Source organism: Carbonatibacter coralli, from assembly GCF_039592655.1.
GTDB lineage: Bacteria > Pseudomonadota > Alphaproteobacteria > Kiloniellales > Kiloniellaceae > Carbonatibacter > Carbonatibacter coralli.
The window spans coordinates 228,851-255,175 of record NZ_JBBUTJ010000003.1; the positions used below are offsets into that span (position 1 = coordinate 228,851).

The window sequence follows — 26,325 nt, forward strand, 5'->3', positions numbered from 1 at the left end:
TTTGTTTTTTTTAACTATATTCTGTTTTGGGGTTGGGTGTTTTTTTGCCCGGGCAAACAAACCCACGCTCCCTTTCTCACTTTTCACCTTTCCCTAACAAACTTGCCATTGGTTGGAGCCTTCCATGTCTGATGTGACAACGCTGGAGCTGGTCAGCGAAACCCGTTCTTTCGGCGGCGCGCAACGCGTCTACAGCCACACTTCCGCACTCTGTAACGGCGCCATGCGCTTTGCCATCTATCTGCCACCGGCAGCTCTGGCAGGGGAAAAATGCCCCGTTGTGACCTATCTTTCCGGTTTGACCTGCACAGAAGACAACGTGACGTCCAAGGCTGGCGCACAGCGCCTCGCATCCGAGCTGAGCCTGATCTTCATTGCTCCGGATACCTCTCCGCGCGGACAGAACATTCCGGGTGAAGACGACAGCTACGACTTTGGTTCCGCTGCAGGCTTCTATGTGGATGCGACAGAAGCCCCCTGGTCAGGGGCCTACAGGATGTACAGCTACATTACCTGCGAACTGCAATCCGTGATCGCGGCAAACTTCCCCGAAGCGGACATGGAACGCCAGGGCATCACAGGCCACTCCATGGGCGGACACGGCGCGCTGACCATTCACCTCAAGCATGCCGATACCTTCAAGTCCTGCTCGGCCTTTGCACCGATCTGCGCCCCGATGCAGTGTCCCTGGGGTGAAAAGGCTCTGACGGGTTACCTTGGCAGCGACCGCGAAAGCTGGAAATCCTATGACGCGACAGAGCTGGTCAAATCACAGCCCTCTTCTGCTCACCTGCTTGTCGATCAGGGCGCTGCCGACAACTTCCTTGTTGATCAGCTCAAGCCCGAACTGCTGGAAGAGGCCTGCAAGACAGCGGGACAGAAACTGACACTGCGCATGCAGGAAGGGTACGATCACAGCTATTACTTCATTGCGTCCTTTATCGAGGATCACCTGCGCCATCACGCAGAAGCCCTGAAAGCCTGAGATACAACCCTCACCCTCAAAAGGCCCGTCCCAAACGGGCCTTTTTTATATCCATGACATCATGATCGAACCAGAGAGTGTTCCGGATCATAAAGGGACTCTTCGCAAACTGTCGCCTTGCAGGGCTCACCGATGACCTCAACGCCAAGCTCCTCACCAACAGCAGAGTGTTCTTCTTTCACAAAGCCCATGACGATATTGCATCCGGTTCTGTACCCCCATCCTGCAGAGGTCACAGTCCCAACCAGACGCCCCTGTGAAAGGATGCTGTCTCCCGGTTGAGGAGAGGCATGTTCTGCTTCCAGTCGCATGGACACAAACTGTCCCCGCCTGCCTTTCTGTTCCTGCACCAGAAGGGCATCCCTGCCAAGGAAATCCTTGTCCATCCGTACAAAACGCTTCAGGCCGCTTTCCATCGGGTTGTATTCTGTGATCAGGTCAGCCTTCCAGTGACGATACCCCTTTTCCAGCCGCATGCTCTCAGCGGCTCTCAGTCCAAAGGGCTGCAAATTGAATTCCTTTCCGCAGGACCGCAGAATTCCACAGGCCAAAACCAGCTGTTCATTGGGAATATGCAGCTCATAGGCAAGTTCTCCACTGAACGATACCGACATGACAACGGCTTCAGCAGTTCCGATGAAAGCCCTGCAAACAGAAAGCCAGGGAAAGGCTTCCCCTGACCAGTCCGTTCCCGGCGCTGCCTTTTGAAGCAATGCGCGTGACTGTGGTCCTGCAAGAACCAGAGTGGTGTAGCAGTTTGTCAGGCACTGCAGACGGATCGAACCATCTTCCGGCAGGTTTTCTGTCAGCCAGTCCATGTCGTGCAGCTCTGCTGCTGCTGCCGAGCAATACCAGACCCTTCCGTCATCAAGGTTGGCAAGCGTTGCCTCCGCCTTGATGTTCCCCTGGTGATTCAGGAAATAGGCCAGTCCGACTTTTTGTTCTTTTCTGGAAACGCGGGAGCAGGACAGGAAATCAAGAGCATCGTGTACAGACTCCCCGACAAGTTCATAGCGGTTAAAACCTGAGACCTCCATAATCCCAACACCGTTGCGAACGGCCTCAACTTCATCCCGGACGGGCTCAAAGCAATTGTTGAAACGGAAGGAATACTCTTCCGTGAAATCCGGATCAGGTTTGTAATAGTCAGCACGCTCCCAACCATTAACGACAGTAAAAGCAGCACCGGCAGCCTTCTGTGTTTCATACAGCGGTGTTGTCTTCATCAGCCGACCCGCTGGCCGATGCTCGTGCGGCATGTGAAACCGGAACTCGTTCTGGTAATCCTCGACAGCTTTCAGTGCGGCATATGGAAGATTGGCATGTCTGGTGAACCGGCGCGGATCAAGGCACCAGGTATCATAACAGGCCTCTCCATGAACAATGATCTGTGCCATCAGCCAGCCATGACCTCCACCTTCTCCCAGCCCGGCCCGAAGTCCCGTAATGCAATAGGCATTCCGCTTGCCCGGTATCTTCCCGACCAGCGGGACACCATCCGGAGTGTAGGTGATAGGACCATTGATAACAGAATGGATGCCTGCCTCCATCAGACAGGGAACACGTTCAAAGGCCCCTTCCATCACATCCATGACCCGATCAAGATCATCCGGACACAAAGCCATTGTGAAATTCGGATCAATCCCTTCAAGCCCCCAGGTTTTGCAGTCCTGTTCATAGAATCCAAGCAACAATCCGTTCTTTTCCTGACGGGAATAGAAGTCATCCGTGGGGCAGCGAATCAGGGGCACTCGGAAATCAAGGGCTTCAATGTCCGGAATTGTCTCAGTCAGCAAATACTGATGCTCCATTGAAGCAACAGGAAGCTGTACCCCCATCATTGCCGCAATCTCGTTACAGCGATATCCCCCGGCGTTCACAACCTTCTCACAGTGAATGTCGCCATTTCGGGTACGGACAATCCAGCTGCTGTCCTGTTTTTGCGTCAGGGCAAGCACAGGGTTAAAGCGATAGACCTCGGCACCTGCCTTTTTGGCCCTGAGCAGGAGAGCCTGACAAAGCTGGGCTGGATCAATGTCACCATCAAGCGGATCCCACAAAGCACCCAGCAAACCATCTGTTGTTATCAGCGGGTGTCGTCTTTGGGCTTCCTCGGCATCAATCAGTTCAAAATCAACCCCCATGCCCCTGGCCAGACTTGTAAAATGTCTGTACCCGTCGAGATGATCCTGTGTCGAGGCAAGCCGAAGTCCACCGGTGCCGTGGTGATAGTTGATCGGATATTCCGGATCTTCAGAAAGTTCCCTGTAGAGTCTGATTGAATGGGCTTTCAAACCAATCATGGTCTGATTGGTTCCAAAACCGGTCACCTGTGCAGCAGAGTGCCATGTGGTTCCTGATGTGATTTCATCCCGCTCGATCAAAACACAATCGCTCACACCTTCCTGTGTCAAATGATAGAGGGTGGAGCAACCGCCAATGCCTCCTCCGATGACAACGACCTCAGTCTGGTTTTTCATGGCCTGCTCCTCATTCTGTCCCTGCAGCGGTTGTGGTTTTTATCGTTTGTCTTCCTTCGCAAAAAAGCCAACCACAGTCTTTCATGAAAAAACAAACAAAAATTTCATAGCTCTTCCTGTAAAGGACTCCTTCCTCCTGCCGGAAAGGAGAGAAAACAGTCCTTATTTCCGTCTGTAAAAAGAGCAGAAAAAACTTGTTTTTTGACAGCTTTCGTGGCCTTTAGTAGCCCGAAAAGCAGATCGTTCAGATCTGTTCCGATACAAGCCCGCTATAGGAGATTATTCCCGTGGACATCAGCAAGATTTCTGTTGGCAAGGACGCCCCCTGGGACATCAATGTTGTGATTGAAGTGCCTCTGCACTCCAACATCAAATACGAGCTGGACAAGGATTCCGGTGCAATCGAGGTTGATCGCTTCCTCCACACTCCGATGCATTATCCCTGCAACTACGGTTTCGTTCCGGGCACACTGTCCGATGATGGTGATCCTGCAGACGTTCTGGTTGCAGGCACCCAGGCCATTCTGCCAGGCGCTGTCATCCGTTGTCGCCCGGTTGGTGTTCTCGTCATGGAAGACGAGGCAGGTCAGGACGAAAAAATTCTGGCTGTTCCGGTCACCAAGCTGGACCCGACCTACGCAGACATCAAGGAATACACTGATCTGCCGAAGATCCTGATTGATCAGATCGGCCACTTCTTCGAGCACTACAAGGATCTCGAAAGCGGCAAGTGGGTCAAGGTTGTCGGCTGGGAAGGCTCTGAAAAGGCAGCTTCCATGATCCAGGCAGCGATTGACAACGCACAGAAATAATGTCCTGTACATGACAGACAAAAAGGCCGGTCAGGAATGACCGGCCTTTTTTATTGCCGTGCTCATTGAAGCACTAAAAAGAAAAGCCCGCCGGAACAATCCGGCGGGCTTTTCAAACTGTATCAAACAGGAATTACTCAACCAGAGAAATCTGTTCAGCAGCTTCTTTACCGTTACGGCCAACTTCCAGTTCATAGGAAACTTTCTGACCTTCACGCAGAGTGCGCAGACCGCCACGCTCAACAGCAGAGATGTGAACGAATGCGTCCTTGCCACCTGTCTCTGGCTCGATAAAGCCGTAGCCTTTGGTTTCATTGAAGAATTTAACTGTACCTACTGGCATGTCTTATAACCTCTAACAAGAGTGATATTCAGCCTGACACACCGCGTGCCAGGCAAGAGAAACGGTCACATTGTCAGGGAATAGATCGGCCAGACGGCGAGCCGTCAGTCCACGTATTTCGTAATAATGTAGAACGTTTCCCTGATTTCTACAGAAATCGGGCCCAAAGTCAATTCTGATGTTGGTATAAAACGAGACAAAGACAAGAGCCAAATCCCTGAAAAAACAAAAAAGAAAGGACTTCATGCTTGAGCCGGAGGCTCTTTCCTCCCTAAAGTAACAGACCCACTGATAAAAATGGCAGGTGCCCGAGATGCTTACTGATTTTATCCCGACCGTTCCCCTGGCCTTTCTGCCAACGCCACTGGTTGAACTTCAGAACCTGCGAAAAGTCCTGAAAGAGAGCTCCTCCGGCTTTGTTCCGCAAATCTGGATCAAACGCGACGACTGTACAGGACTGGCCGGGGGCGGCAACAAAACCAGAAAGCTGGAATACCTGATTGCCGATGCACTGGAACAGGAATGCGACTGCGTGATCACAGCAGGCGGTGTTCAATCCAATCACTGCCGCCAGACAGTCGCCGCCGCAGCACGATACAATCTCGAGTGCCACCTCGTTCTGGTCGAGAACGTGGACTGGAACGGAGAAGGCTATCAGACCGTCGGTAACCTGCAGCTCGACAGCATGATGGGCGCCCGGATTACGGTGCATCCCAAAGGTTCGGATCGCGATCACCTGATGAAACGAAAGGCCGCCGAACTGAGAGCAGCAGGCCGCAAGCCCTTCATTATTCCGGTCGGGGGTTCCAATTCGACAGGGGCTATGGGCTATGCCGCAGCCTATCTGGAACTGCTTGAACAGACCAAAGCCATGGGCATTCACCCGCGTGCTCTTTATCACTGCACTTCCAGCGGAGGAACCCAGGCCGGGCTGGTAGCCGGTTTTATCGCTGCCAAACGCCCCTTCCCTGTCATCGGCATCGACAACGAAGACAACGTTGAGGGCATCAAGGCCGTTGTGGATGCAATGGTCCCCGCTACCCTGGAACGTCTGGGCTGGTTCGCAACCGTTGACGAGGACGACGTTCAGGTTCTGGGCGGCTATGGCGGACCGGCCTACGGCATTCCGAATGAAGGAACAATTGCTGCCGTGGATCTGCTCGCAAAAACCGAGGGAATCCTGATGGACCCGGTCTATTCAGGCAAGGCCATGGCAGCCCTGATCGACCATATTCGCAAGGGCATCTATAGGGAGGAAGACATTGTTGTGTTCCTTCACACTGGAGGAGCACAGGTCCTCAGCGCTTACCAGTCCAGCTTTGAAACACATTTTAACCGGGCATAAGAGCAGCAAACAATGACACAGGCCAATCCGGACAATCAACCAGACATCAAACAAGGTCTCTTCTTCGGCTTTCTGACAGCCCTGATCTGGGGAAGCTGGCCCGTTGTTTCTGCCTTTGGAATCCACCAGAGTCTGAACGCCTGGGACATTACCTTCCTGCGCTTTGCAATCGCGGGGGTTCTGCTCTTGCCGATCGTTATCAAAAAGGGACTCTTTCCAAAAGGCATCTTTCCGTCCTGCCTGATCGCCTTTGGCGCAGGTATTCCCTACGTTGCCATTACAGTCCAGGGCTTTCAGTATGCCCCGGCAGCCCACAGCGGCGTCTTTGGTCCGGGGACACTGCTTATTCTGACGCTTCTGGGCGGCTGGAAACTCTTTGGTGACAAACCGGATCAGAAACGCCTTGTGGGCGCTGCGATGATCCTGTCCGGCATTGTTGTGCTCGCCTGGGCCAATCTGGCCGCCAGCACCAGCCAGCAACAGAGCGACATGGTCAGCTATGGGCAGTTTCTCTTTGTCTGCGGCGGGACCTGCTGGTCAATCTTCACACTTTCCAGCCGCTACTGGGGCTTTGATTCCCTTCATGCTACGGCAATTGTCTCCGTCATTTCAGCCCTGCTCTACAGCCCGGTCTATCTGTGGTTTGGCAGCGAACAGCTTCTTGCGGCACCGACAGAGGAACTGCTGCTGCAGGGATTCTTCCAGGGTGTTATGGCTGCCGTGCTGGCTCTCTTCTTCTATTCCCGCACCCTTGTTGCGCTGGGAGCAGCCCGCGGTGCCATCTTTGCCAGCCTTGTCCCGGTTGTCGCACTGATCCTCGCCGTGCCGGTTCTGGACCAGATACCGTCGTGGGCGGGCATGTTCGGAGCAGCATCCGTGACCATTGGCATGCTGATCTCCCTCGGGCTTCTGAAGATCCGGCGGGAAAAGCGTTCAAGGGCAGGATAAAGCACTGAGGATTCTCTTGCATCCTGCTCAAAACCCGACAATATCAATCGGAAATACAAAAGGCATAAACGCCTGAATCCGAGTTGTTGAAATTGATCAGAGAGAAGCCATGCTGCTGGGTATTGATACAGGGGGCACCTATACAGATGCGGTGCTGTTTACAGAAGAAGAAGGGGTCCTGAAAACCTCCAAATCGCTCACAACAAAGCATGATCTGTCACTGGGTATCACCCGCGCTGTCGATGCCATTCTGGAAGACAGCAAGGGCAAGACCATCCGGATGGTCTCCCTGTCAACCACACTGGCAACCAATGCCATGGTCGAAGCGCACGGCAGCCCGGTTTGTCTGGTCCTGATCGGTTTCAAGGAAAACGCCCTTCAGCGCTCAAAACTTGGTGAAGCCATTGGCCAAAATCCCTGCGTCTTTATCGAAGGCGGTCACAATTCGATCGGCGATGAACAGCAGGTTCTCGACATGGCCGCTGTTGAAGCTGCTGTCGCGGAACATGCCCCGGGCGTTTCGGCCTTTGCCATCAGCAGTATGTTTTCTGTACGCAATCCCGAGCATGAAAAGCGGGTTCGGGCTTACATTCTGGAAAAAACGGGACAGCCTGTCACCTGCGCGCACGAACTCAGCTCCGGTCTGGATGCCCCCCGCCGCGCCCTGACAGCCGTGTTGAACGCCCGTCTGATTTCACAGATCCACCAGTTGATCGCAGCCGTGAAGAAAATGCTGGATACCAAAGGCATCAAGGCTCCGTTGATGGTGGTAAAGGGTGATGGCTCCCTCATCACGGCCGACACAGCCATCAGACGCCCTGTTGAAACCATTCTCTCGGGCCCGGCTGCCTCTGTTGTCGGAGCGCGCTATCTCTCCGGCGAGCAGGATGTCTTTGTTTCAGATATGGGCGGCACAACAACCGATATTGCCCTGCTTAAAAACGGTCGCCCTGTTCTGGATGACAACGGTGCCATGGTGGGTGGCTGGCAAACAATGGTTGAGGCCGTTGCGGTTCACACCTACGGCCTGGGCGGAGACAGTGAGGTCCATCTTGATCGCGAACGGATCGTCAAGCTCGGCCCGAGACGGGCGCAACCTGTCTCCCTGCTGGGACACGAGTATCCCGAAATCCTGAAGGTTCTCAAAAGTCAGGAAGCCGACGAGCGCCCGCGCGAATACGACGGACGCTTTGCCATTCGTCTGCGAAAGCTCGATACAGGGGCCGAGAGTCTCTCGAAAATGGAGCGCGAAATCTGGGATGCCCTGGAAAACGGTCCTGTTGCCCTGAACAGACTGCTGGACAAACCGTCACTGGCCCGTCCCCTGATGCGCCTCGTCGATCGGGGACTTGTCATCAAGTCGGGACTGACACCTTCCTGTGCCAGCCACATTCTGGGACGCCATTCATCCTGGAACAGGGAAGCTGCTGAAATCGCAGCCCGCCTTTATATCCGCGCAGGTGTCCTCAACAATATCGTCTCTGACATGACGGCAACAGACCTCGCGGCAAGGATCTATGAACAGACGGTCGTACAGACCGGCGAAACGCTTGTTGATTCGGCATTGCGCGAAATGAAACTGCCTGCAGCAAGCCCGGAAGAAAAGCTGGCGGAACAGGTCCTGCTGAACGGTCTGCGCAATCGCGCAGAGGAAAACGCGCCCCCTCTTCTGAATGTTTCCATCGGATTAAGCCGCCCGATTGTCGGGATTGGCGCGCCTGCCGCGACCTATTATCCGGATGTTGCGCCACGTCTGAACACCCGTCTGGTCGTACCGGAACACGCCGAGGTGACCAATGCAGTCGGCGCGGTTGCCGGAGGTGTCATTCAAACGCTCAAAGCCCTTATTCTCTCACCGGAAAAGGGACGATACCGCGTGCACATTGCATTGGGTGTAAAGGATTTCATTGATCTGGAGGAAGCCGCAAAATTTGCAACGGATCAACTGTCCGAACTGGTGCTGCAGCAAGCCCGTGAATGTGGTGCTTCAAATGCAGAGGTGACCATTGAGCGCGATGACAGCATCGTCGAAATCTCTGGCGAGACCACCTTTATCGAAAGCCGGATTATCGCCACAGCCCAGGGAAGTCCGGACCAGTTGCCATAGTAAGAACATGACAAGCGAAGAAGCCCGCCCTGCCTTTTCTGATCCTGCAATGGAAGAGCTTTTCTCCTCCTATCCGGGCGAAGAGCGCAGAGGGCTTCTTTTTCTGCGCAGACTGATCTTCGAACTCGCAGCAGAAAATCCGAAAATCGGGCCAATCAGAGAAACAGTCAAATGGGGGCAACCCGCCTATCTGACAGAGAAGAGCAAATCGGGGACAACCATACGGCTCGGACTGCCCAAAACAGGCGGCTTTGCGCTTTATACCCATTGCCAGACCACTGTCATGTCGGAATTTCAGGAGCTTTTTCCAGAAGACTTCAATTTTGAAGGCAACAGGGCAGTCCACTTTTCTGTCGAAGAAAGATTGCCGGAAGACAAGATCAGGCTCCTCATCAAAAGGGCCCTGAGCTATCACCTGAAATAGTCACCTAGCGCAGACGGCCGATCACCATTTTTTCAAGCTTGTTGTAAGCCGGATTGTTGATCTGGACAAAGCGTCCGCCGAGATTGTTCCGTCTGTCATCCTTGCGAACAATTTCAAGCTGCAGGTCAAAAGTCTCGCTGTTCTCCGGCAGGATTTCCAGCTTCATGATGTCACCGATCTCAACCGGGAAGCGTCCAAAATCCGTGACCGGCTCTGAAATAAGGATGTCCGGATTGTCGTCAGAGGCCTTGTCCTGGACAGCTTCTCCCACTCCTGCACCCGTTACAGAGATATCAACGACTTCAACAGGCCAACCGTTAAGACGTGCTGAAATTCGCACCGGGCGCCGCATATCTTTTCGACGCTCTTTGTTGTGGATGGAAACAACCTTGCCCATATCGCATTCTAACCAGATAAAAGTGTGATTTTATTAGAAAATTATCCACTACTATGGCATGATTTCCTTAAGAAATTCTGACTATTGCAAATAGTTTCAAACTGTTTCATTTCTTCCCTTCCAGCCTACAGCTCTACAGGTCTCAATGTCTGCCCAGAATTCCTCCTCTTCTTCCAGAGATAAAATTGAACTGAAATGGGACGCGGTTAAAATACGCGAATGGAGGGAACTGACAGCAAAAGCCGGTCGTTCAAACCTTCTGCAGACCTGGCCCTATGCCCAGACACTGATGATGACAGAGCGTCAGCGTGCCTATTTTGGTACCTTTCACAAAGGCAGGGAGATCATAGGAATCTGTCAGGTTATTCAGCAAAAAGTGCTGGGGTTTTATCACATTGTCCGCGTACATCGGGGACCACTCTGGACATCGGACAGTGTGACAGAGCAAGACAAGCGGGAAGCCCTGCAGCTTTTGCGCAAAAGCTTCCCCCGTCGCCCCTGGCGTCGCATCCACTTTCTGCTGGAAATCCCGGAGGATGAAACAAACCGCAAGGAACTGGCAGAACTCGGCTATACGGCTCTTTCCGGTGAAGGTTATCATTCGGCCTGGCTTGATCTGGGCAAGGACGAAGAGACCTTGCTCGCCGATTTCAAGGGACGTTGGCGCGGTGCCCTGAACAAATCCCTGAAACAGGGGCTTTCACTGGAAATTGACAGACAGGGCAAGCATCTTGGCTGGCTGATGCAGCACAATGAACTGGACAAACAGCTCAAAAATTTCCGCGGCCCCTCCATGGCCAAACTGGCCCACATTTGCCGTTTCACAAGGGACAAAAACGAGTTTCTGCTACTCCGTGCTTTGAAGGACAAGCGTCCCGTGGCTGCCATCGTTCTGGTCAGGCATGAAAAGGCTGCCACCTATCTGGTTGGGTGGAGCAGCCCTGAGGGACGCTCTGCGGCCGCTCACAACTTCCTGCTCTGGGAAGGACTGAAAATCCTGAAAAAGGAAGACACACGCTGGCTTGATCTCGGCGGCATGAATGAAAAGGAAGCCGAAGGGGTCACAGCTTTCAAACGCGGCATGTCGCCTGAAGAGTATCACCTGATTGGCAACTGGTGTTGATCCTCATTTGAAGCAAAGCACTGATTCATCAAAATTTTTTCAAACGTCTCTTTGACTGTTTTTTTCAAAAAAAATCGGCCTGAACCTCCGGCGTAAAGATTTTGGTTACTTTTGAATGCCATGATTTTCCCATGGCAGAAGCCAGCAATCTTTTTCTGTTTATTGAGGCAAGGTATGTCACAGCAGACTCATTCGGTTTCAAACAATCTGACCCATCAGGAAATTGCAGAACTCCAGTCCTTTGTGGAGCTGCAAACCCGGACCGGCAACAAAATGCGTACCGTCCCCCTGAGCACAGCCGAGGGCGATCACGTTCTTGCACTGCTGTCGCAGGACAGTGAGGAGCTGGTTTGTGCATTCGGCAAGATTTCCGACTGGTACTGCGCCATTGACCAGCGCTCCAATATTATTGCCCAGACAGAAACCCTTGATGACATGACACGTGCTGTCAGCCCCCTGCTGGTTTCATAAAATCACAGCACTCCCGATGTGATCCGGAAAAGAGGGCTCAGCCCTCTTTTTTGCTTTTGGATGAAGCTGCGAGGGCGTCGCGGCAGGCTGCTTCCAGTTCGGCCTGTCCCTGATCATACAACGGCTGGCCATTGAACGAAGGCCGGCCCTCCCTGTCAACGGTCACCGTTCCGACTTTCAGATCATCTGTAAACTGTGTCACGCTTGCCGGAAGTCCCAGAAACTGCTGCAGATCAACCTCAATCGGAATTTCGAAGGTTTCGGGAACAGTCACCTGTTGCGGGTTCAAGTCCGCAGAGGTCACCTCATTGCCGTTGGCATCAATCCCCGGTTTGTATTCCGTAGAAGGATCTGTCTCGAAAGTCGGCAGAAGTCTGAGACAATCCTCACGGCTGATCAGGAGTTTTGAGAAACTTCCTTCCGGCTGATCCTGATAAAGCTCAACCTTTCCGGAAGGCACAATGTCTCCTCCGGAGCTGTTTGCAGGTTTGAGAACGTCCTGACGTCCGCCCAGAATATCTGTTGCCCCTTCGCTCACACCGGCATTCTGTGCCAGCGCAGCAACAGGGATGAAAAGCAGGAATACCAACACACCAGCAGACAGAAACCCGGAGGGTCTTCGCATGGTTTAAACTCCGCAAGACAGAACCGACAGACACAGTCTGCCATTTTCCCGGGCAGGAAAGCAAAAGAAAACCCGCCGCAAATGCACGGCGGGCTTTCCTTCAGAACCTTGACAGAAAGGCCTAGTTTTTCGGCAGAGAGCCCTGAACACCTTCGACATACCAGTCCATGGACAGGAGTTTCTCGTCAGAAATCACTTCGCCTTCTGCAACAACTTCCTCACCGGCCTGATTGCGGATCGGACCCTGGAAAGAGTGACGCTTGCCGGATTCAATGTCCGCCTTTGCCTGCTTGGCCTGCTCGACAACCTCGGCAGGAATGGCTGCGTTAAAGTCCGCCAGTTTCACCATTCCAGTGGTGTAGCCACCCCAGGTGTCTTCGGATTTCCATTCGCCGTTCAGAACCGCTTCTGTCCGTGCAATGTAGTATTCGCTCCAGTCATCGATGATGGCTGTCAGATGTGCCTTTTCGCCGAAGCGGGCCATGTCGGAAGCCTGGCCAACAGCCCAGACACCGCGGGATTCAGCCGCCTGAACCGGCGCAGGAGAATCTGTGTGCTGCAGGATCACATCAACACCCTGATCGATCAGGGCCTTGGCTGCATCGGCTTCCTTGCCTGGATCAAACCAGGAGTTGACCCAGATCACCTTGACTTCAGCATCGGGACGAACAGAGCGGGCCGCCAGTGTGGCTGCGTTGATGCCACGAACCACCTCGGGAATCGGGAAAGAGCCGATGTAGCCGATCTTGCCGGACTCAGTCATGTGACCGGCGATGATGCCACTGACGGTACGGCCTTCGTAGAAACGCGCGGCATAGGTGCTGACGTTTGGCGCACGGCGGAAACCTGTTGCGTGCTCGAACTTGACCTGCGGGAAGCGCTTGGCAACTTTCAGGGTCGGGTTCATGAAACCGAAGGATGTTGTGAAAATCAGGTCATGACCGGATTGAGCAAGATTGGCAATCACACGCTCGGCATCCGCACCTTCAGGCACAGATTCAACAAAAGTCGTATCAACCTTGTCACCGAACTTTTCAATGATCGCACGACGCCCCTGATCGTGCTGGTAAGACCAGCCGTGATCACCAACAGGACCAACGTAGACGAAGCCAACCTTCAGCGGATCAGCAGCCTGAACCGCGCTCATGCCTGCCAACACAGCGGCAGCAGCCATCATGACCAGTTTTTTCATAGAACTCTTCCTTTTTGAATGAAGACAGTGAGGTTTTCTATTTTGTTTTGACGAACACCTTGCCAAGACAAGCCGGAGCATTCAAGCGAACAAGTGTCTGATCGCGGGAAATCATCACCAGCACAACAATTGTCGCCAGATAAGGCAGCATGGACCAGAACTGCGCTGGAACATTAAAACCGAAGCCCTGCGCATGAAGCTGCAGAATGGTCACTCCGCCAAAAAGATAGGCACCCGCGAAGGCCCGCAAGGGTCTCCAGGTTCCGAACACCACCAGAGCCAGCGCAATCCAGCCACGTCCGGCCGTCATGTTTTCCACCCACATCGGCGTGTAGGCCAGGGAGAGATAAGCGCCCCCCAGACCGGACATCGCACCGCCAAAAAGGATGGCCAGCAGGCGCACCTTCATGACGGAATAGCCAATGGCATGAGCAGCATCGTGAGATTCACCGACAGCACGCAAAATCAAACCGGCGCGTGACTTGCCAAGGAACCAGGCCACAACAACCAGCATGACAAAGGAAAGGTACACCAGAAAGTCCTGCCCAAACAGCAAGGGCCCCACAAAGGGAAGATCAGTCAGGCCCGGAATGTCGAGTTTGTCCAGAGCAGGCAAAGGTGTTCCGACAAACCCCTTGCCGACCAGCGCACTCAGCCCGACCCCGAAAATGGTCAGGGCCAGCCCCGTGGCAACCTGGTTTGACAACAGTCCCAGCACCATGAGGGCAAAGAGAGCAGCCATCGCCATGCCCGCAGCCGCACCACCCAGAATGGCCAGCATCGAGCTTCCTGTTGAAATGCCGACGGCAAAGGCTGCAATCGCCCCCATCAGCATCATGCCTTCCACTCCCAGATTGAGAACACCGGACTTTTCGGTGATCAGCTCGCCCAGTGCTGCAAAAACCAGAGGTGTCGCAGCCGCAACAACAGTCAGAAGAATAGCCAGGGTTGTATCAAGCATCACACGCTCTCCTGTCCTGCTTTGGCCGAATTCATTGTAAATCTGAGGCGATAGCGGATCAGAACATCCGATGCCAGCAGGAAGAACAGGATCATCCCCTGAAAGACCCCGGTTACAGCCAGGGGCAGTCCCATCTGGATCTGCATGGCCTCTCCCCCCAGATAGGACAGAGCCATCAGCAGGGCAGCAAAGAAAATACCAACGGGATGAAGACGCCCCAGAAAGGCAACAATAATGGCCGTAAAGCCATAACCGGGCGAGATCGTCGGGTTCAGTTGCCCGATCGGACCAGCCACTTCAAGCACACCAGCCAGACCGGCAAGGCCACCACCAATCATCAGCGCCAGCCATGTCAGGCGCTTCTGGTTAAAACCTGCGTATCCTGCAGCAGCCGGCGTCAAGCCCATGACCTTGATCTGGAAACCGACGAAACTTCTGTTCAGGAAAACCCAGGCCACAGCCACGACCAGAGGAACCAGAAGAGAACCAACATGCAGACGGGTCCCTTCCAGCAGGGCGGGCAACAATGCAGAATCCCAGAACAGGCGGCTTTCAGGGAAGTTGAAACCGTCCGGGTCACGCCATGGACCGTGGACAAGGAAGCTCAGCAGCAACGTCGCAACATAGGTCAGCATCAGCGAAGTCAGAATTTCATTGGTGTTAAAGCGTGTTTTCAAAAAGGCCGGAATTGCAGCCCAGACCATTCCGCCCAGCACACCAGCGATCAACATGACAGGCAGGATCCAGAAGCCGTCCATTTCGTAGAAAGCCAGAGCCATGCCACCACCAAAAATGGCCCCCAAGGTCAACTGTCCCTCAGCCCCGATATTCCAGACATTGGCCCGAAAACCGATAGACAGCCCAACAGCAATCAGCCCCAAAGGCGTCGCTTTCAACAGCAGTTCGGAAAAACCGTAATAGCTGGTGAGCGGTGAAATGAAGAAAACATAAAGTGCTTCCAGAGGGTCCTGCCCCATCAGGGCAAAGAGAACAAAGCCACCGATCATCGTCAGGATCACAGCCAGAAGTGGTGTAAAATAGGCAACGGTACGAGCGCTCTCGCCTCTCGGTTCAAGCTTAATGGGCAGCATGGGCCTGCTCCTCTCCTTCGAACAGACCGCCCATACGCAGGCCAATCTCGTCAACTGTTGCTTCATGGGTTGCGACGGCTGGTGACAGACGACCATGGGAAATCACAGCCAGCCTGTCCGAAATCGCAAAGAGCTCGTCAAGATCCTGGGAGATCACCAGAATTGCAGTCTTTTCCTCGTGTGCCAGATTGATCAAAGCCTGGTGAATAGCTGCTGCAGCGCCAGCATCAACTCCCCAGGTCGGCTGAGCCACAATCAGAATACGCGGCTTCTGGAGTATCTCCCGACCAACGATGAACTTCTGCAGATTTCCACCGGACAGACTTCCTGCCTCCGCTTTTGTTCCACCAGCAACAACATTAAAGTCTTTTATAATATTTTCCGCATAAGTTCTTGCTTTTGAAAAGGAAACAATCCCCCACGAAACGAGAGACTTACGGGCATAGCCACTCAGGAGGGCATTGTCTGCCAGTCCCATTCCCGGGATTGCTCCACGCCCCAGGCGCTCTTCAGGCACAAAGGCCAGCCCGAGATCACGACGTTGCCGGGCATTCAATTGACCGACTTTGTGACCCTCGATCATAATCGCCCCGTGGCGAGCCTCGGTTGACTCACCACTCAAGACGGAAAGCAACTCAGCCTGGCCATTCCCGGCCACTCCGGCAACACCCAGAATTTCTCCGGCATGGAGAGAAAAGTTGATATCCGAAAGCTCAACGCCAAAGGGATCATCCGTTGTCAGGGACAAACGATCGACCTGAAAGCGAACGTCTCCGATTTCCTTGTCCTGCACGCGTTCCGGAGCCTGCAGCTCAGAAGAAATCATCATCTGTGCCATGGAACGTGCCGTTTCCTCAGCCGGAATGCAGGCCCCCACGCAACGCCCTGCACGCAGAACAGTTGCACGGGCACAAAGACGGCGGACTTCATCCAGTTTGTGACTGATATAGAGAATGGAGCAGCCTTCAGCTGACAATTGACGCAGCGTACCAAAAAGCGTCTCAGCTTCCTGTGGCGTCAGCACCGAGGTCGGCTCATCCATGATCAGCAGACGTGGTGATTGCAGCAAACAGCGGACAATTTCGATACGCTGGCGCTCACCGACGGAGAGACTGTGAACATGTCGCGCGGGATCAAGAGGCAAACCGTAGTGTCCTGAGACCTCTGCAATGCGTTTTGACAGGGTTTCCAGAGGCTCTTTACTGTTCAGGCCCAGCGCAATATTTTCCGCAACAGTCAGGGATTCAAACAGGGAAAAGTGCTGGAATACCATACCAATACCCAGCTCTCTTGCCATCGCAGGCGAGACAATATCCCGGGGTTTCCCATCCCACTCCAGCGTGCCTTCATCTGCTTTGAGCAGACCATAGACCATCTTCATCAGCGTGGATTTGCCTGCGCCGTTCTCTCCCAACAGCGCGTGAATTTCACCCGGTGCGATTTCCAGATCAACACTGTCATTTGCCAGACAGCCGGGGAAACGTTTGGTCATGCCCGTCAGTTTGAGACGAGGCACCTCATTGCCGTGTTGCGTCATAGAATTCAGTTTTACCGCTTTTCGCGGTTTCCCTTAGATGGGGTTGAATTTCATCCAAACCCGTCGTCCGCACAAAAAAAGGTTCATACCCTCTCTGGCTGACAAAGCCAAGAGAGTCTTTCGCTTTTTTGCCATGACAACCCACTGGAAAACCATAAAAGAGCCTTCTGCGTGAAAAAGCGTCACAAACCTGTTTCAGACGGAGCGGATGGCACGGGACCACTATGGATCAGGCCCCGAGATTGCGTGCAATGTCCTCAATGGAAATCACCTGGCTTTCGATAAGCCAAAAAACAACAGCCCAGATCACAGCAGCAACGATCGAATTGATCAGGAACTTCCGACCGATCATCGCCTTTGCCGGCGCAGAGGTCGCATGACCTTCTTCCGGGTTTTCCGCAGGACGCGCTCCCCAGGGCAGAACCATGAAAATCGTCACCCACCAGATGATCACATAGACCAGAATACCAGTTACCCAGTTCATGAGTATCCCCGTTTATTTTATTGTTTTATAACTGTTTTTCTTCTTCCAGCTCGATGAGGGTTCCACAACAGTCCTTGGGATGCAGAAACAGAACCGGCTTGCCGTGGGCTCCAATTTTGGGCTCTCCATCCCCCAACACCCGCAAACCGTCCGCAATCAGCCGGTCCCTTGCCGCAAGAATATCCGGAACCTCGTAGCAGATATGATGTATCCCCCCTGCCGGATTTTTCTCCAGAAAGCCCTGAACAGGTGATGCCTCACCAAGCGGATGGAGGAGTTCAACCTTTGTGTTGGCAAGCGTGACAAAAACAACCGTCACACCATGCTCCGGCAGGGACTGGGGTTCTGAAACCCCGGCGCCCATTGTATCGCGGTAAAGCGCAGTCGCAGCCTCCAGATCCGGAACTGCAATGGCAACATGATTGAGACGGTCGAGCATGGTCTTCTCCTGTTCATTCAAGCTTTTATCCGCTTTTAATCAGGACAGCTTACCCTTCTTCGGCAATGCGCACCACATGAACATCTGTCACAGGCTTCTTGTTGAAGACCTTGTTGAAGTACCTGCGCACAGCAATGCGCGCTGTCTCCTCGATCAGGGAATCCTTCTGGCGCTCTCCCTTGCGCAGGCGCTTGAGAGCATCCTTTACGGCATCAACAGCCTCTTCAAAGATATCGAACTCTTCATCAATCTCGATCAGACCGCGCAGGGACAGCATGGGGGTATCCAGCAGATCGCCTGCCTCATCCAGCACGACTGTCACCGTTGCCGCACCATTGAAGCTCATTTTCTGGCGATCCTTCAGGATTGCGCTGCCTGTTTCAACCAGACGGCCACTTTCAACAGCCAGGGTTCCGGCTGTAATGGAATCAATCTTCTCGGCCTTGCCTGTTTTGGTAAAACGGATCAAATCTCCGTTTCCGGCAATGATTTGCTGGCTGGTGCCGCTGAGTGCAGCAACCTTTGCATGTTCTCTCAAATGACGGGCTTCACCATGCGTCGGAACCGCAATCGCAGGCTTGATCATGTCGTAGAGCGCCATCACCTCGTCACGGCTCGGGTGGCCGGAAACGTGGACAGGTGCCTCACGGTCCGTGATAACCTCAACACCAATTTTCGAGAAGTTGTTCTGCAGGCTGTAAACAGCTGTTTCATTGCCCGGAATAACGCGGGAGGAGAAAACCACGGTATCGCCTTCATCCAGCCACACAGAACGGAATTCATTGCGCGACAGACGTGCTGTGGCCGAACGGGGTTCACCCTGGGATCCTGTACAAAGGATCACCACCTGATCAGGCGAAAGGTATTCGAACTCTTCCTCAGACGCCAGGGGCGGCATGTTCTCCAGATAGCCATTGTCCCGCGCGGCCTGATAGATACGATGCATGGAACGCCCCATCAGCAGAACACGTCTGTCACAGGCTTCTGCAGCCCGGATCACGGACTCAACACGTGCAACGTTGCTGGCAAAGCAGGTCACGGCGACACGCCCTGTACAGCCGGCGATTACATCTGTCAGCCCCTCGCGAACAGTGGCTTCAGAACCGGCTTCGCGCTCTGACATCACATTGGTGGAATCACTGATCATGGCAAGGACCCCCTCCTCACCCAGTGCCTTCAGACCACTCTCGTCATAATCAGCGCCCACCAGGGGATCCGGATCAAATTTCCAGTCACCCGAATGGAAGACAGTGCCGACAGCAGTACGAATGGCCAGAGACGCCGGTTCCGGAATGGAGTGCGTCATGGAGAGCAGCTCGATATCGAAAGGCCCGACTTCAAAGCGCCCGCCAACAGGAATGACATTGATTTCCACATCATTCTCCAGACCATGCTCGACCAGCTTGTGGTAGACCATGGTGCGGGTAAAGGGTGTTGCATAGATCGGACAACGCAGGAACGGCCAGAGGTGCGGGACAGCACCAATGTGATCTTCATGGGCATGGGTCAGAACCAGTCCGACCAGGTTTTCACTCTGCTGCTCGATAAAATCGGGGTCCGGCATGATCACGTCGACACCGGGCAGACGATGATCAGCAAAGGAAATCCCCAGATCCACCATCAGCCATTTGCCCTTGTGACCATAAAGGTTCAGGTTCATGCCGATTTCACCTGTTCCACCAAGCGGCAGATACAGGACTTCATCATCCCCGGGCTTTGTACCAAAAGACATCAAAATTAACTTTCTGTTTCAACACGGGCTGCTTCAAACAGCCTCGGAATGTCAGGGCAATGAAGGCCCCTGACTGCCTGTAATTTCAATTCGGACGTAAAAAACGGGAAGCTATTTCCCTCTGGTACGCCCATCAATGTTGCGTTTGTTGACATTCAGCTCGTAAATCATCCGCAGACCCCGCAGGGTCAAATCACTGTCCAGATGATCAATTACTTCTGTTGCGCGCTCAAAGAGTGGAGCCAGCCCACCTGTCGCGATCACTGTCATCTCTGCACCGTATTCAGCCTGAATGCGGCTGATCATACCTTCTATCATCCCGATATAGCCCCAGAAGACGCCGGATTCCATAGCCGGAATCGTTGCCTTGCCGATAACGCGCTCCGGTTGCTGCACCGTAATGCGCGGCAAAAGGGCAGAGGCATTGTGCAGGGCTTCCATCGAAAGATTGATCCCCGGTGCAATCACTCCGCCTTCATAGGCTCCATCCCTGGCAATCACGTCAAAGGTTGTCGCAGTCCCGAAATCGATGACAACCAGATCACCACCAAAACGGGCATAGGCTGCAACAGCATTGACCAGACGGTCAGCACCAACCTGTTCCGGCCTGTCAACACGGACAGGAACGCCCAGACGAACAGCCTCTGTACCAACGACAAGCGGCAAGAGGCCAAAAAGCTTCTGACAAAGGCCTTCCAATGCCCGTCGTGCTGCAGGCACAACAGAGGCGAGAATGGCTCCGGTTACATCCGAAGGCTGGTACCCCTCAAGCTGCATCAGGGGATAAAGCCAGGACACCAGCTCATCGACTGTCTTGCGGCTGTCACTCACTGTGCGCCAGCTTGCCAGCTGCGTCTCTCCCCGATGAAGGGCGAAAACAATATTGGTGTTCCCACAATCGATGGTCAGAAGCATTGTCGTCCCGATCCCGTTCTTTTCCTATCCAAAGAAAACGTCACCAGCAGTCACAGTCACCAGTTCATCTGTTTCCGTGCGAAGAAGCAATGCACCTGAACTGTCCAGCCCTTCAAAACGTCCAGTCATCTCTTCATGCGGAAGGGAAACCCTGATCTGTTGCCCGACCCCTCTTGCATGATCAAGCCAGCTCTCGCGAATAGCCAGAAAGCCCATCTGCTGCCAGCAGAGATACCACTGCTCGAAGGTTGTCAGCAAGGAAACAAGTGCCTGATCCGGCGGAACAATAACAGTTCCCTCTGTTGCACGGGCCAGAGAGGTCGCCGGATAAAGCATCTCATCCGGGGAATGCTGCAGGTTCACCCCAATCCCCAGAATGACAAATTCGGCCCTTGCACGCTCCGCTGATCCCGGCTGCAAGGCGCTTTCCAGAAGCAATCCGGAGGCCTTTGCTCCATTGACCAGAATGTCATTGGGCCATTTCAACTGGGGCTTGAGCTGCTGGCCACTCAAAAGAGCCAGGGCATCCCGTACAGCCAGGGCGGCAACAAAACTCAGGTTGGCCGCATCAGCCAGATCACAATCAGGGCGCAAAAGGATCGAACAAAAAAGATTCCCGTCCTGACTGCTCCACTGACGCCCCTGACGCCCCCGCCCCGCAGTCTGACGCCTTGCCGTGACGACAGTACCGTGCGTAGCTCCCTCCTGCGCCAGCTGACGCGCTGTGTCATTTGTGCTCCCCAGCTCCTCATAGGCCAGCACGGAAAAACCCTGAGGCAAACCGGGCAGAAACAGAGATGAAGGCGTTGTGTCAGTCATGGGATTAATCTCATCCTTTTCGCTTTCCTCTGAAAACCACAAAAGCAGACGGCTGTCCAGTCCTGCCCGAAGCACGTTCATCCCGAAGAGGCAGGCAACAAAAAAGGCCGTCCGGACATCGGAACGGCCTTTTCATTTTACTCATCAGGCTTTAGCCCGCTGCAAACAACGCAGCAGCAGCCTGGGATGCCCCGTTGATAATCGGGGTGGCAAAGAGCCAGTAGAAGAGAACAAAGGCTGAGGACACAACCATGACAGCCTTGATCTCGCCACCGTTTGCATCCATCGCTGCAACAGGCTCGTCAAAATACATGATCTTGATAATGCGCAGGTAATAGAACGCAGCAATCACAGAGGTCAAAACACCAATAACAGCCAGACCATAAAGGTTTGCATCAATTGCAGCAGCGAAGACCATGTACTTGCCGAAGAAACCGGCAAGCGGCGGGACACCGGCCATGGAGAACATGAACAGCACCAGAGCCAGAGCCATCGCAGGGCTTGTTTTGGACAGGCCCTTCAGGTCCTCGATATTCTCCATCATCTCGCCCTGCTGACGCATGGAAAGAATACAGGCAAAGACACCCATGTTCATGAAGATATAGATGGTCAGGTAAACGGCAACAGCCTGAATGCCCGCGGCAGAACCGGCCGCCACACCAACAAGGGCATAGCCCACATGACCAATGGAAGAATAGGCCATCATCCGCTTGATGTTCTTCTGCATGATCGCGCCAAGTGAACCAAGCGCCATGGAGGCAATGGAAACAAAGACAATGATCTGCTGCCACTCGTTGACCAGATCACCGAAAGGCTCGGCCAGCAGGCGAATGAACAGTGCCATCGCAGCCACTTTTGGTGCAGAAGCAAAGAAAGCGGTCACAGGTGTCGGCGCACCTTCGTACACATCCGGCGTCCACATGTGGAAGGGAACAGCGGAAATCTTGAAGGCAACGGCTGCAACAACAAAGACCAGCCCCAGCACAAGACCGATGGAAGCCGTCGTTTCACCGGATGTGGCAGCGACAATCGCCCGGGCAATGGCATCAAAGTTCGTCGCACCGGTAAAGCCGTAAACCAGAGAGCTGCCATAGAGTAGCATACCGGAAGACAGCGCACCCAGAACAAAGTACTTCAGGCCGGCCTCAGTGGATTTCAGTGTTTCACGACGGATTGCAGCAATCACATAGAGCGCCAGAGACTGCAGTTCGAGACCGATGTAGAGGGTCATGAGATCATTGGCGGACACCATGATCATCATCCCCAGTGTCGCCAGCAACATCAGAACCGGAATTTCAAAACGGTTCATGCCTTCGCGCTGGATGAAGCGCGTGGTCATCAGGATACCAACCGCAGCGGCAATCAGAATGATCAGCTTCATGAAGGAACTGAAGTCATCGACAACAAACAGGTCATTGAAGCCTGTTCCGGCCGGATAACCACCGGAGATCACCATCAGGAAAACTACCACCAGGGACGCAACAGCCAGACCGGAGACCATCGGAGTGGTGTTCCCGCTCTTGTATACGCCAAGCATCAGCAGCAGCATTGCGGCACAGGCCAGAACAATTTCCGGCAGGGCCATGGAGAGTTCAGCAAAGGTCATGGTATTGGTATCTCCCTTTTACTGACCAAAGAGCTGCGCAAACATCGGCGCGGCGTCAGAAGCGGCAATGGCCGCATTGTAGTTGGTGATCAGGTTTTCAACAGATGGCGCCATGAAATCGAGGAAGCTGACAGGATATACCCCCATCCAGATTGTCAGGACAATCAGCGGTGCAAAGATCACCTTTTCACGCACAGACAGATCGCCAAGCTTCCTGACCTCTTCCGATGTCAGGGCACTGAAAACCACCTTGCGGAAGAGCCACAGCATGTAGGCTGCACCAAAAACCATGGCAGAAGCAGCAAGAAGTGCAACAAAGGTGTTCACCTGGAAGACACCGACAAGCACCAGGAACTCGCCAATGAAACCGGCAGTCCCGGGCAGTCCGACGGAAGCCATCATGAAGACCATGAACATCAGCGCATAACGTGGCATCCTGTCGGCAACACCGCCGTACTTGCTGATTTCACGGGTGTGCATCCGGTCATAGACAACACCAACGCAGAGGAAGAGCGCACCCGACACGATGCCGTGTCCCAGCATCTGATAAATCGCACCTTCAACGCCCTGCTGTGTCAGGGTGAAAATACCAATGCTGACATAACCCATGTGAGCCACAGAGGAATAGGCAATCAGCTTCTTCATGTCTTCCTGAACAAGCGCCACCAGAGAGGTATAGATAATGGCGACAACAGACAGGGCATAAACCAGCGGAGTGAAATACTCGGTCGCTTCGGGAAGCATCGGAACCGAGAAGCGCAGGAAGCCATAGGCTCCCATCTTCAGCAGAACACCCGCCAGAATAACGGAACCGGCTGTCGGCGCTTCAACGTGCGCATCCGGCAGCCAGGTGTGAACCGGCCACATCGGCAGCTTTACAGCAAAGGATGCAAAGAACGCCAGCCACAGCCAGAACTGCATGTCAGGATTGAAGACATAACCCAGCAAGGTCGGGATGTCTGTTGTCCCTGCCTCGAAGTACATCGCCAGAATGGCCAGCAGCATCAGCACCGAACCTGCGAAGGTATAGAGGAACATCTTGAAGGCCGCATAGACACGGCGTGCACCACCCCAGACACCGATGATGATGAACATCGGGATCAGGACACCTTCGAAGAAGATGTAGAACAGCACAATATCAAGCGCCGCAAACATGCCCACCATCATGGTTTCCAGAACCAGGAAGGCCACCATGTATTCCTTCACACGCTTTTCCACCGCCCCGAAGCTGGACAGGATGCAAATGGGTGTCAGGAAGGTCGCCAGCAGGACGAAGAGAACGGAAATACCGTCAACGCCCATGTGGTAGGTCAGCCCGAGAGCGGGCATCCATTCAACCTTTTCTGTGAACTGGAAGTCCGCAGAGCTTTTGTTGAAATTGAACCACAGCACCAGCGACAGCAGGAAGACTGCAACAGAGACGAACAGAGCAACCGCGCGGGAATTGCGGGCAACCACTGCTTCATCCCCTTTGATCAGGAGGATGATTGCCGCCCCGATGAGCGGCGCAAATGTCACAACGGACAGAAGGTGATCTATCAACATTCTTTACTGACCCGCATTCCCAATGATGTACCAGGTAATCAACCCGACCACGCCGATCAGCATGGCAAAGGCATAGTGATAAACGTAACCGCTCTGCAGTTTACTGACCTGTGCCGAAATCACACGTGTCAGGGAAACTGCCCCGTTCGGGCCGTAGGCATCAATGATGGCCTCATCCCCGCCCTTCCAGAACACGCGGCCCAGAGCCTTTGTCGGACGTACGAAAAGAACGTCATAGAGCTCGTCAAAGTACCACTTGTTGAACAGGAAGGCATGAACCGGACGGAAAATCCGTACAAAGGTCTCGGGCAGGCTCGGCACAAACATGTAAAAGACATAGGCCGCGACAATGCCAAGCACAGAGATCACCAGCGGTGTCAGTTTCACCCATGTCGGAACATGGTGAGCTGCCGCCACGCTGTCATTTTCAGGCAGGATAAACAGCGCATCGCCCCAGAAGGCCGCACGCTCTGCAACCTCACCGACGAAATAGCTGTAACCCAGCCAGCCGGACAGAACCGCACCAACAGCCAGAACCAGCAGAGGGATCATCATGACCATTGGTGATTCATGCACATGGTCCATGGTGTGCTTGTCGGCACGCGGATTTCCATGGAAGGTCATGATCAGCAGACGCCATGAATAGAAAGCTGTCATAAAGGCCGCAGCTGTACCCAGCCAGTAAGCCAGGTTGCCGTGTGTTGTCTGATCAGCCCAGGCGGCTTCGAGGATCAGATCCTTCGAGAAGAAACCGGCAAAAGGCGGCAGACCGGCCAGAGCCCAGGACCCAATCCACATCAGGATGTAGGTCGCGGGGATAAGCTTGTAGATACCACCCATCTTGCGCATGTCCTGCTCGTGATGCATGGCGTGGATCACGGAACCCGCACCAAGGAACAGCAGCGCCTTGAAGAACGCGTGTGTCATCAGGTGGAAAATCGCACCGCCATAGGCAGAAACACCGATTGCAAAGAACATGTAACCCAGCTGGGAACAGGTTGAATAGGCAATCACCCGCTTGATATCGAACTGTGTCAAACCGACAGTCGCCGCAAAGAACGCAGTTGCAGCACCAACATAGGTCACAACTTCAAGAGCCGTCGGAGCGAATTCAAAGACCGGAGACATCCGTGCCAGCATGAAGACACCCGCTGTCACCATTGTCGCCGCGTGGATCAGCGCAGACACCGGTGTCGGGCCTTCCATCGCATCCGGCAGCCAGGTGTGCAGACCCAGCTGGGCCGACTTGCCCATTGCACCGATGAAGAGCAGCAGACAGATGATGGTCAGCGCATGACCCTCGAACCACAGGAAGCTGAACTGTGCCTCTGCCAGCCCCGGAACAGCCGGGAAGATTTCAGCAAAGTTGACAGTACCGAAGAGAACAAAGATTCCCATGATACCCAGAGCAAAACCGATATCGGCAACACGGTTGACCAGAAAGGCCTTCATCGCAGCGGCACAGGCACTTTCCTTGTGATACCAGAAACCGATCAGCAGGTAGGATGCCAGACCGACCCCTTCCCATCCGAAGAACATCTGTACGAGGTTATCGGATGTCACCAGCATCAGCATCATGAAGGTAAAGAGGCTGAGATAGCTGAAGAAGCGCGCCTTGGATTTGTCCTCTGACATATAGCCGAAGGAATAGAGGTGAACCATGGAGGACACCACAGTCACAACAATGAGCATCACAGCTGTCAGGGTATCGATTTTCAACGCCCAGGACAGAGTGAAGTCACCGGATGAAATCCAGGTAAAAAGCGTCGCAACGTAGGCATTGCCATCCAGAGCGACATTTTTGAAGGTCACAATCGACAGAACCGCAGACACCAGCAGCAAACCGGTTGTCAGAACCTGTGCGGCGCGATCCCCGATCACCTTGCCGAAAACGCCTGCAATGAAAGAGCCCAGCAGGGGCAGGAAGACGATAAGCTTTTCCAT

The 26,325-nt window shown here is 53.8% G+C and carries 24 protein-coding genes; 8 read left to right on the forward strand and 16 right to left on the reverse strand.

The features are described 5' to 3' along the window. Positions 1-124: 124 nt before the first annotated feature. Positions 125-985 (forward strand): S-formylglutathione hydrolase, encoded by an 861-nt coding sequence (fghA, locus tag AAAH10_RS09465; protein WP_343562869.1) that lies wholly within the window; start codon positions 125-127, stop codon positions 983-985. A gap of 59 nt (positions 986-1,044) precedes the next feature. Here the strand turns inward: fghA and AAAH10_RS09470 are convergent, their stop codons facing one another. Then, the gene (locus tag AAAH10_RS09470; protein ID WP_343562871.1) at positions 1,045-3,465 is read right to left on the reverse strand and encodes an FAD-dependent oxidoreductase; all 2,421 of its coding nucleotides are present in this window, start codon (positions 3,463-3,465) and stop codon (positions 1,045-1,047) included. Between the two features lie 287 nt (positions 3,466-3,752). Here AAAH10_RS09470 and ppa point away from each other — a divergent pair, with 287 nt between their 5' ends. Then, positions 3,753-4,277, forward strand: a complete 525-nt coding sequence (gene ppa / locus AAAH10_RS09475; RefSeq protein WP_343562873.1) for an inorganic diphosphatase — start codon at positions 3,753-3,755, stop codon at positions 4,275-4,277. Positions 4,278-4,410: 133 nt separating this feature from the next. Here ppa and AAAH10_RS09480 read toward each other — a convergent pair whose 3' ends face one another. Further along, positions 4,411-4,620, reverse strand: a complete 210-nt coding sequence (locus AAAH10_RS09480) for a cold-shock protein (RefSeq protein ID WP_343562876.1) — start codon at positions 4,618-4,620, stop codon at positions 4,411-4,413. 313 nt (positions 4,621-4,933) lie between these two features. On the opposite strand from AAAH10_RS09480, the gene AAAH10_RS09485 reads away from it, so the two are divergent. The 4 genes from AAAH10_RS09485 to AAAH10_RS09500 all read left to right on the forward strand — a co-directional run bounded on the left by AAAH10_RS09485 (position 4,934) and on the right by AAAH10_RS09500 (position 9,444). Next, positions 4,934-5,965 (forward strand): D-cysteine desulfhydrase family protein, encoded by a 1,032-nt coding sequence (locus AAAH10_RS09485; RefSeq protein WP_343562878.1) that lies wholly within the window; start codon positions 4,934-4,936, stop codon positions 5,963-5,965. 12 nt (positions 5,966-5,977) lie between these two features. Further along, positions 5,978-6,913, forward strand: coding sequence for a DMT family transporter (locus AAAH10_RS09490; protein ID WP_343562880.1), 936 nt, complete (start codon positions 5,978-5,980; stop codon positions 6,911-6,913). Between the two features lie 109 nt (positions 6,914-7,022). Beyond that, a complete protein-coding gene (locus AAAH10_RS09495; protein WP_343562882.1) occupies positions 7,023-9,020 on the forward strand; it encodes a hydantoinase/oxoprolinase N-terminal domain-containing protein in 1,998 nt (665 codons plus the stop codon). A 7-nt stretch (positions 9,021-9,027) separates the two neighbouring features. Then, positions 9,028-9,444 carry a DUF1801 domain-containing protein gene (locus AAAH10_RS09500; RefSeq protein ID WP_343562884.1) on the forward strand — a complete coding sequence of 139 codons (417 nt, stop codon included), beginning with the start codon at positions 9,028-9,030 and terminating at the stop codon, positions 9,442-9,444. A gap of 4 nt (positions 9,445-9,448) precedes the next feature. Here the strand turns inward: AAAH10_RS09500 and AAAH10_RS09505 are convergent, their stop codons facing one another. Next, the gene (locus AAAH10_RS09505; RefSeq protein WP_343562886.1) at positions 9,449-9,841 is read right to left on the reverse strand and encodes a PilZ domain-containing protein; all 393 of its coding nucleotides are present in this window, start codon (positions 9,839-9,841) and stop codon (positions 9,449-9,451) included. A gap of 145 nt (positions 9,842-9,986) precedes the next feature. Here AAAH10_RS09505 and AAAH10_RS09510 point away from each other — a divergent pair, with 145 nt between their 5' ends. Together AAAH10_RS09510 and AAAH10_RS09515 are read left to right on the forward strand one after the other, a co-directional pair. Next, on the forward strand, positions 9,987-10,964 hold the full coding sequence (locus AAAH10_RS09510) for a lipid II:glycine glycyltransferase FemX (RefSeq protein WP_343562888.1): 978 nt from the start codon (positions 9,987-9,989) through the stop codon (positions 10,962-10,964). Between the two features lie 174 nt (positions 10,965-11,138). Further along, complete coding sequence (locus AAAH10_RS09515) at positions 11,139-11,435, forward strand: hypothetical protein (RefSeq protein ID WP_343562890.1); 297 nt, start codon at positions 11,139-11,141, stop codon at positions 11,433-11,435. Between the two features lie 37 nt (positions 11,436-11,472). Here the strand turns inward: AAAH10_RS09515 and AAAH10_RS09520 are convergent, their stop codons facing one another. From AAAH10_RS09520 to nuoL, 13 genes are all read right to left on the reverse strand, one after another. Next, positions 11,473-12,060 (reverse strand): hypothetical protein, encoded by a 588-nt coding sequence (locus AAAH10_RS09520; RefSeq protein WP_343562893.1) that lies wholly within the window; start codon positions 12,058-12,060, stop codon positions 11,473-11,475. A 121-nt stretch (positions 12,061-12,181) separates the two neighbouring features. Continuing rightward, a complete protein-coding gene (locus AAAH10_RS09525) occupies positions 12,182-13,252 on the reverse strand; it encodes a BMP family ABC transporter substrate-binding protein (RefSeq protein ID WP_343562895.1) in 1,071 nt (356 codons plus the stop codon). 37 nt (positions 13,253-13,289) lie between these two features. Then, complete coding sequence (locus AAAH10_RS09530; protein ID WP_343562897.1) at positions 13,290-14,213, reverse strand: ABC transporter permease; 924 nt, start codon at positions 14,211-14,213, stop codon at positions 13,290-13,292. Then, positions 14,213-15,304, reverse strand: a complete 1,092-nt coding sequence (locus AAAH10_RS09535) for an ABC transporter permease (protein ID WP_343562899.1) — start codon at positions 15,302-15,304, stop codon at positions 14,213-14,215. The genes AAAH10_RS09530 and AAAH10_RS09535 overlap by 1 nt, the downstream gene beginning before the upstream one ends. After that, positions 15,291-16,841 carry an ABC transporter ATP-binding protein gene (locus AAAH10_RS09540; RefSeq protein WP_343562902.1) on the reverse strand — a complete coding sequence of 517 codons (1,551 nt, stop codon included), beginning with the start codon at positions 16,839-16,841 and terminating at the stop codon, positions 15,291-15,293. Before AAAH10_RS09540 ends, AAAH10_RS09535 begins: the two co-directional genes overlap by 14 nt. Before the next feature lie 229 nt (positions 16,842-17,070). After that, positions 17,071-17,325, reverse strand: a complete 255-nt coding sequence (locus AAAH10_RS09545) for a DUF1467 family protein (RefSeq protein WP_343562904.1) — start codon at positions 17,323-17,325, stop codon at positions 17,071-17,073. 25 nt (positions 17,326-17,350) lie between these two features. Beyond that, positions 17,351-17,764: a methylmalonyl-CoA epimerase gene (gene mce / locus AAAH10_RS09550; protein ID WP_343562906.1), complete on the reverse strand. Its 414-nt coding sequence runs from the start codon at positions 17,762-17,764 to the stop codon at positions 17,351-17,353. Between the two features lie 49 nt (positions 17,765-17,813). Beyond that, positions 17,814-19,496, reverse strand: a complete 1,683-nt coding sequence (locus AAAH10_RS09555; RefSeq protein ID WP_343562908.1) for a ribonuclease J — start codon at positions 19,494-19,496, stop codon at positions 17,814-17,816. Positions 19,497-19,607: 111 nt separating this feature from the next. After that, positions 19,608-20,411 (reverse strand): type III pantothenate kinase, encoded by an 804-nt coding sequence (locus AAAH10_RS09560; protein ID WP_343562910.1) that lies wholly within the window; start codon positions 20,409-20,411, stop codon positions 19,608-19,610. Between the two features lie 24 nt (positions 20,412-20,435). Continuing rightward, positions 20,436-21,230: a biotin--[acetyl-CoA-carboxylase] ligase gene (locus AAAH10_RS09565; protein ID WP_343562913.1), complete on the reverse strand. Its 795-nt coding sequence runs from the start codon at positions 21,228-21,230 to the stop codon at positions 20,436-20,438. A gap of 151 nt (positions 21,231-21,381) precedes the next feature. Then, the gene (gene nuoN / locus AAAH10_RS09570; RefSeq protein ID WP_343562915.1) at positions 21,382-22,836 is read right to left on the reverse strand and encodes an NADH-quinone oxidoreductase subunit NuoN; all 1,455 of its coding nucleotides are present in this window, start codon (positions 22,834-22,836) and stop codon (positions 21,382-21,384) included. 18 nt (positions 22,837-22,854) lie between these two features. Further along, positions 22,855-24,381 carry an NADH-quinone oxidoreductase subunit M gene (locus AAAH10_RS09575; RefSeq protein ID WP_343562917.1) on the reverse strand — a complete coding sequence of 509 codons (1,527 nt, stop codon included), beginning with the start codon at positions 24,379-24,381 and terminating at the stop codon, positions 22,855-22,857. Between the two features lie 3 nt (positions 24,382-24,384). Next, positions 24,385-26,325: an NADH-quinone oxidoreductase subunit L gene (gene nuoL / locus AAAH10_RS09580; RefSeq protein WP_343562919.1), complete on the reverse strand. Its 1,941-nt coding sequence runs from the start codon at positions 26,323-26,325 to the stop codon at positions 24,385-24,387.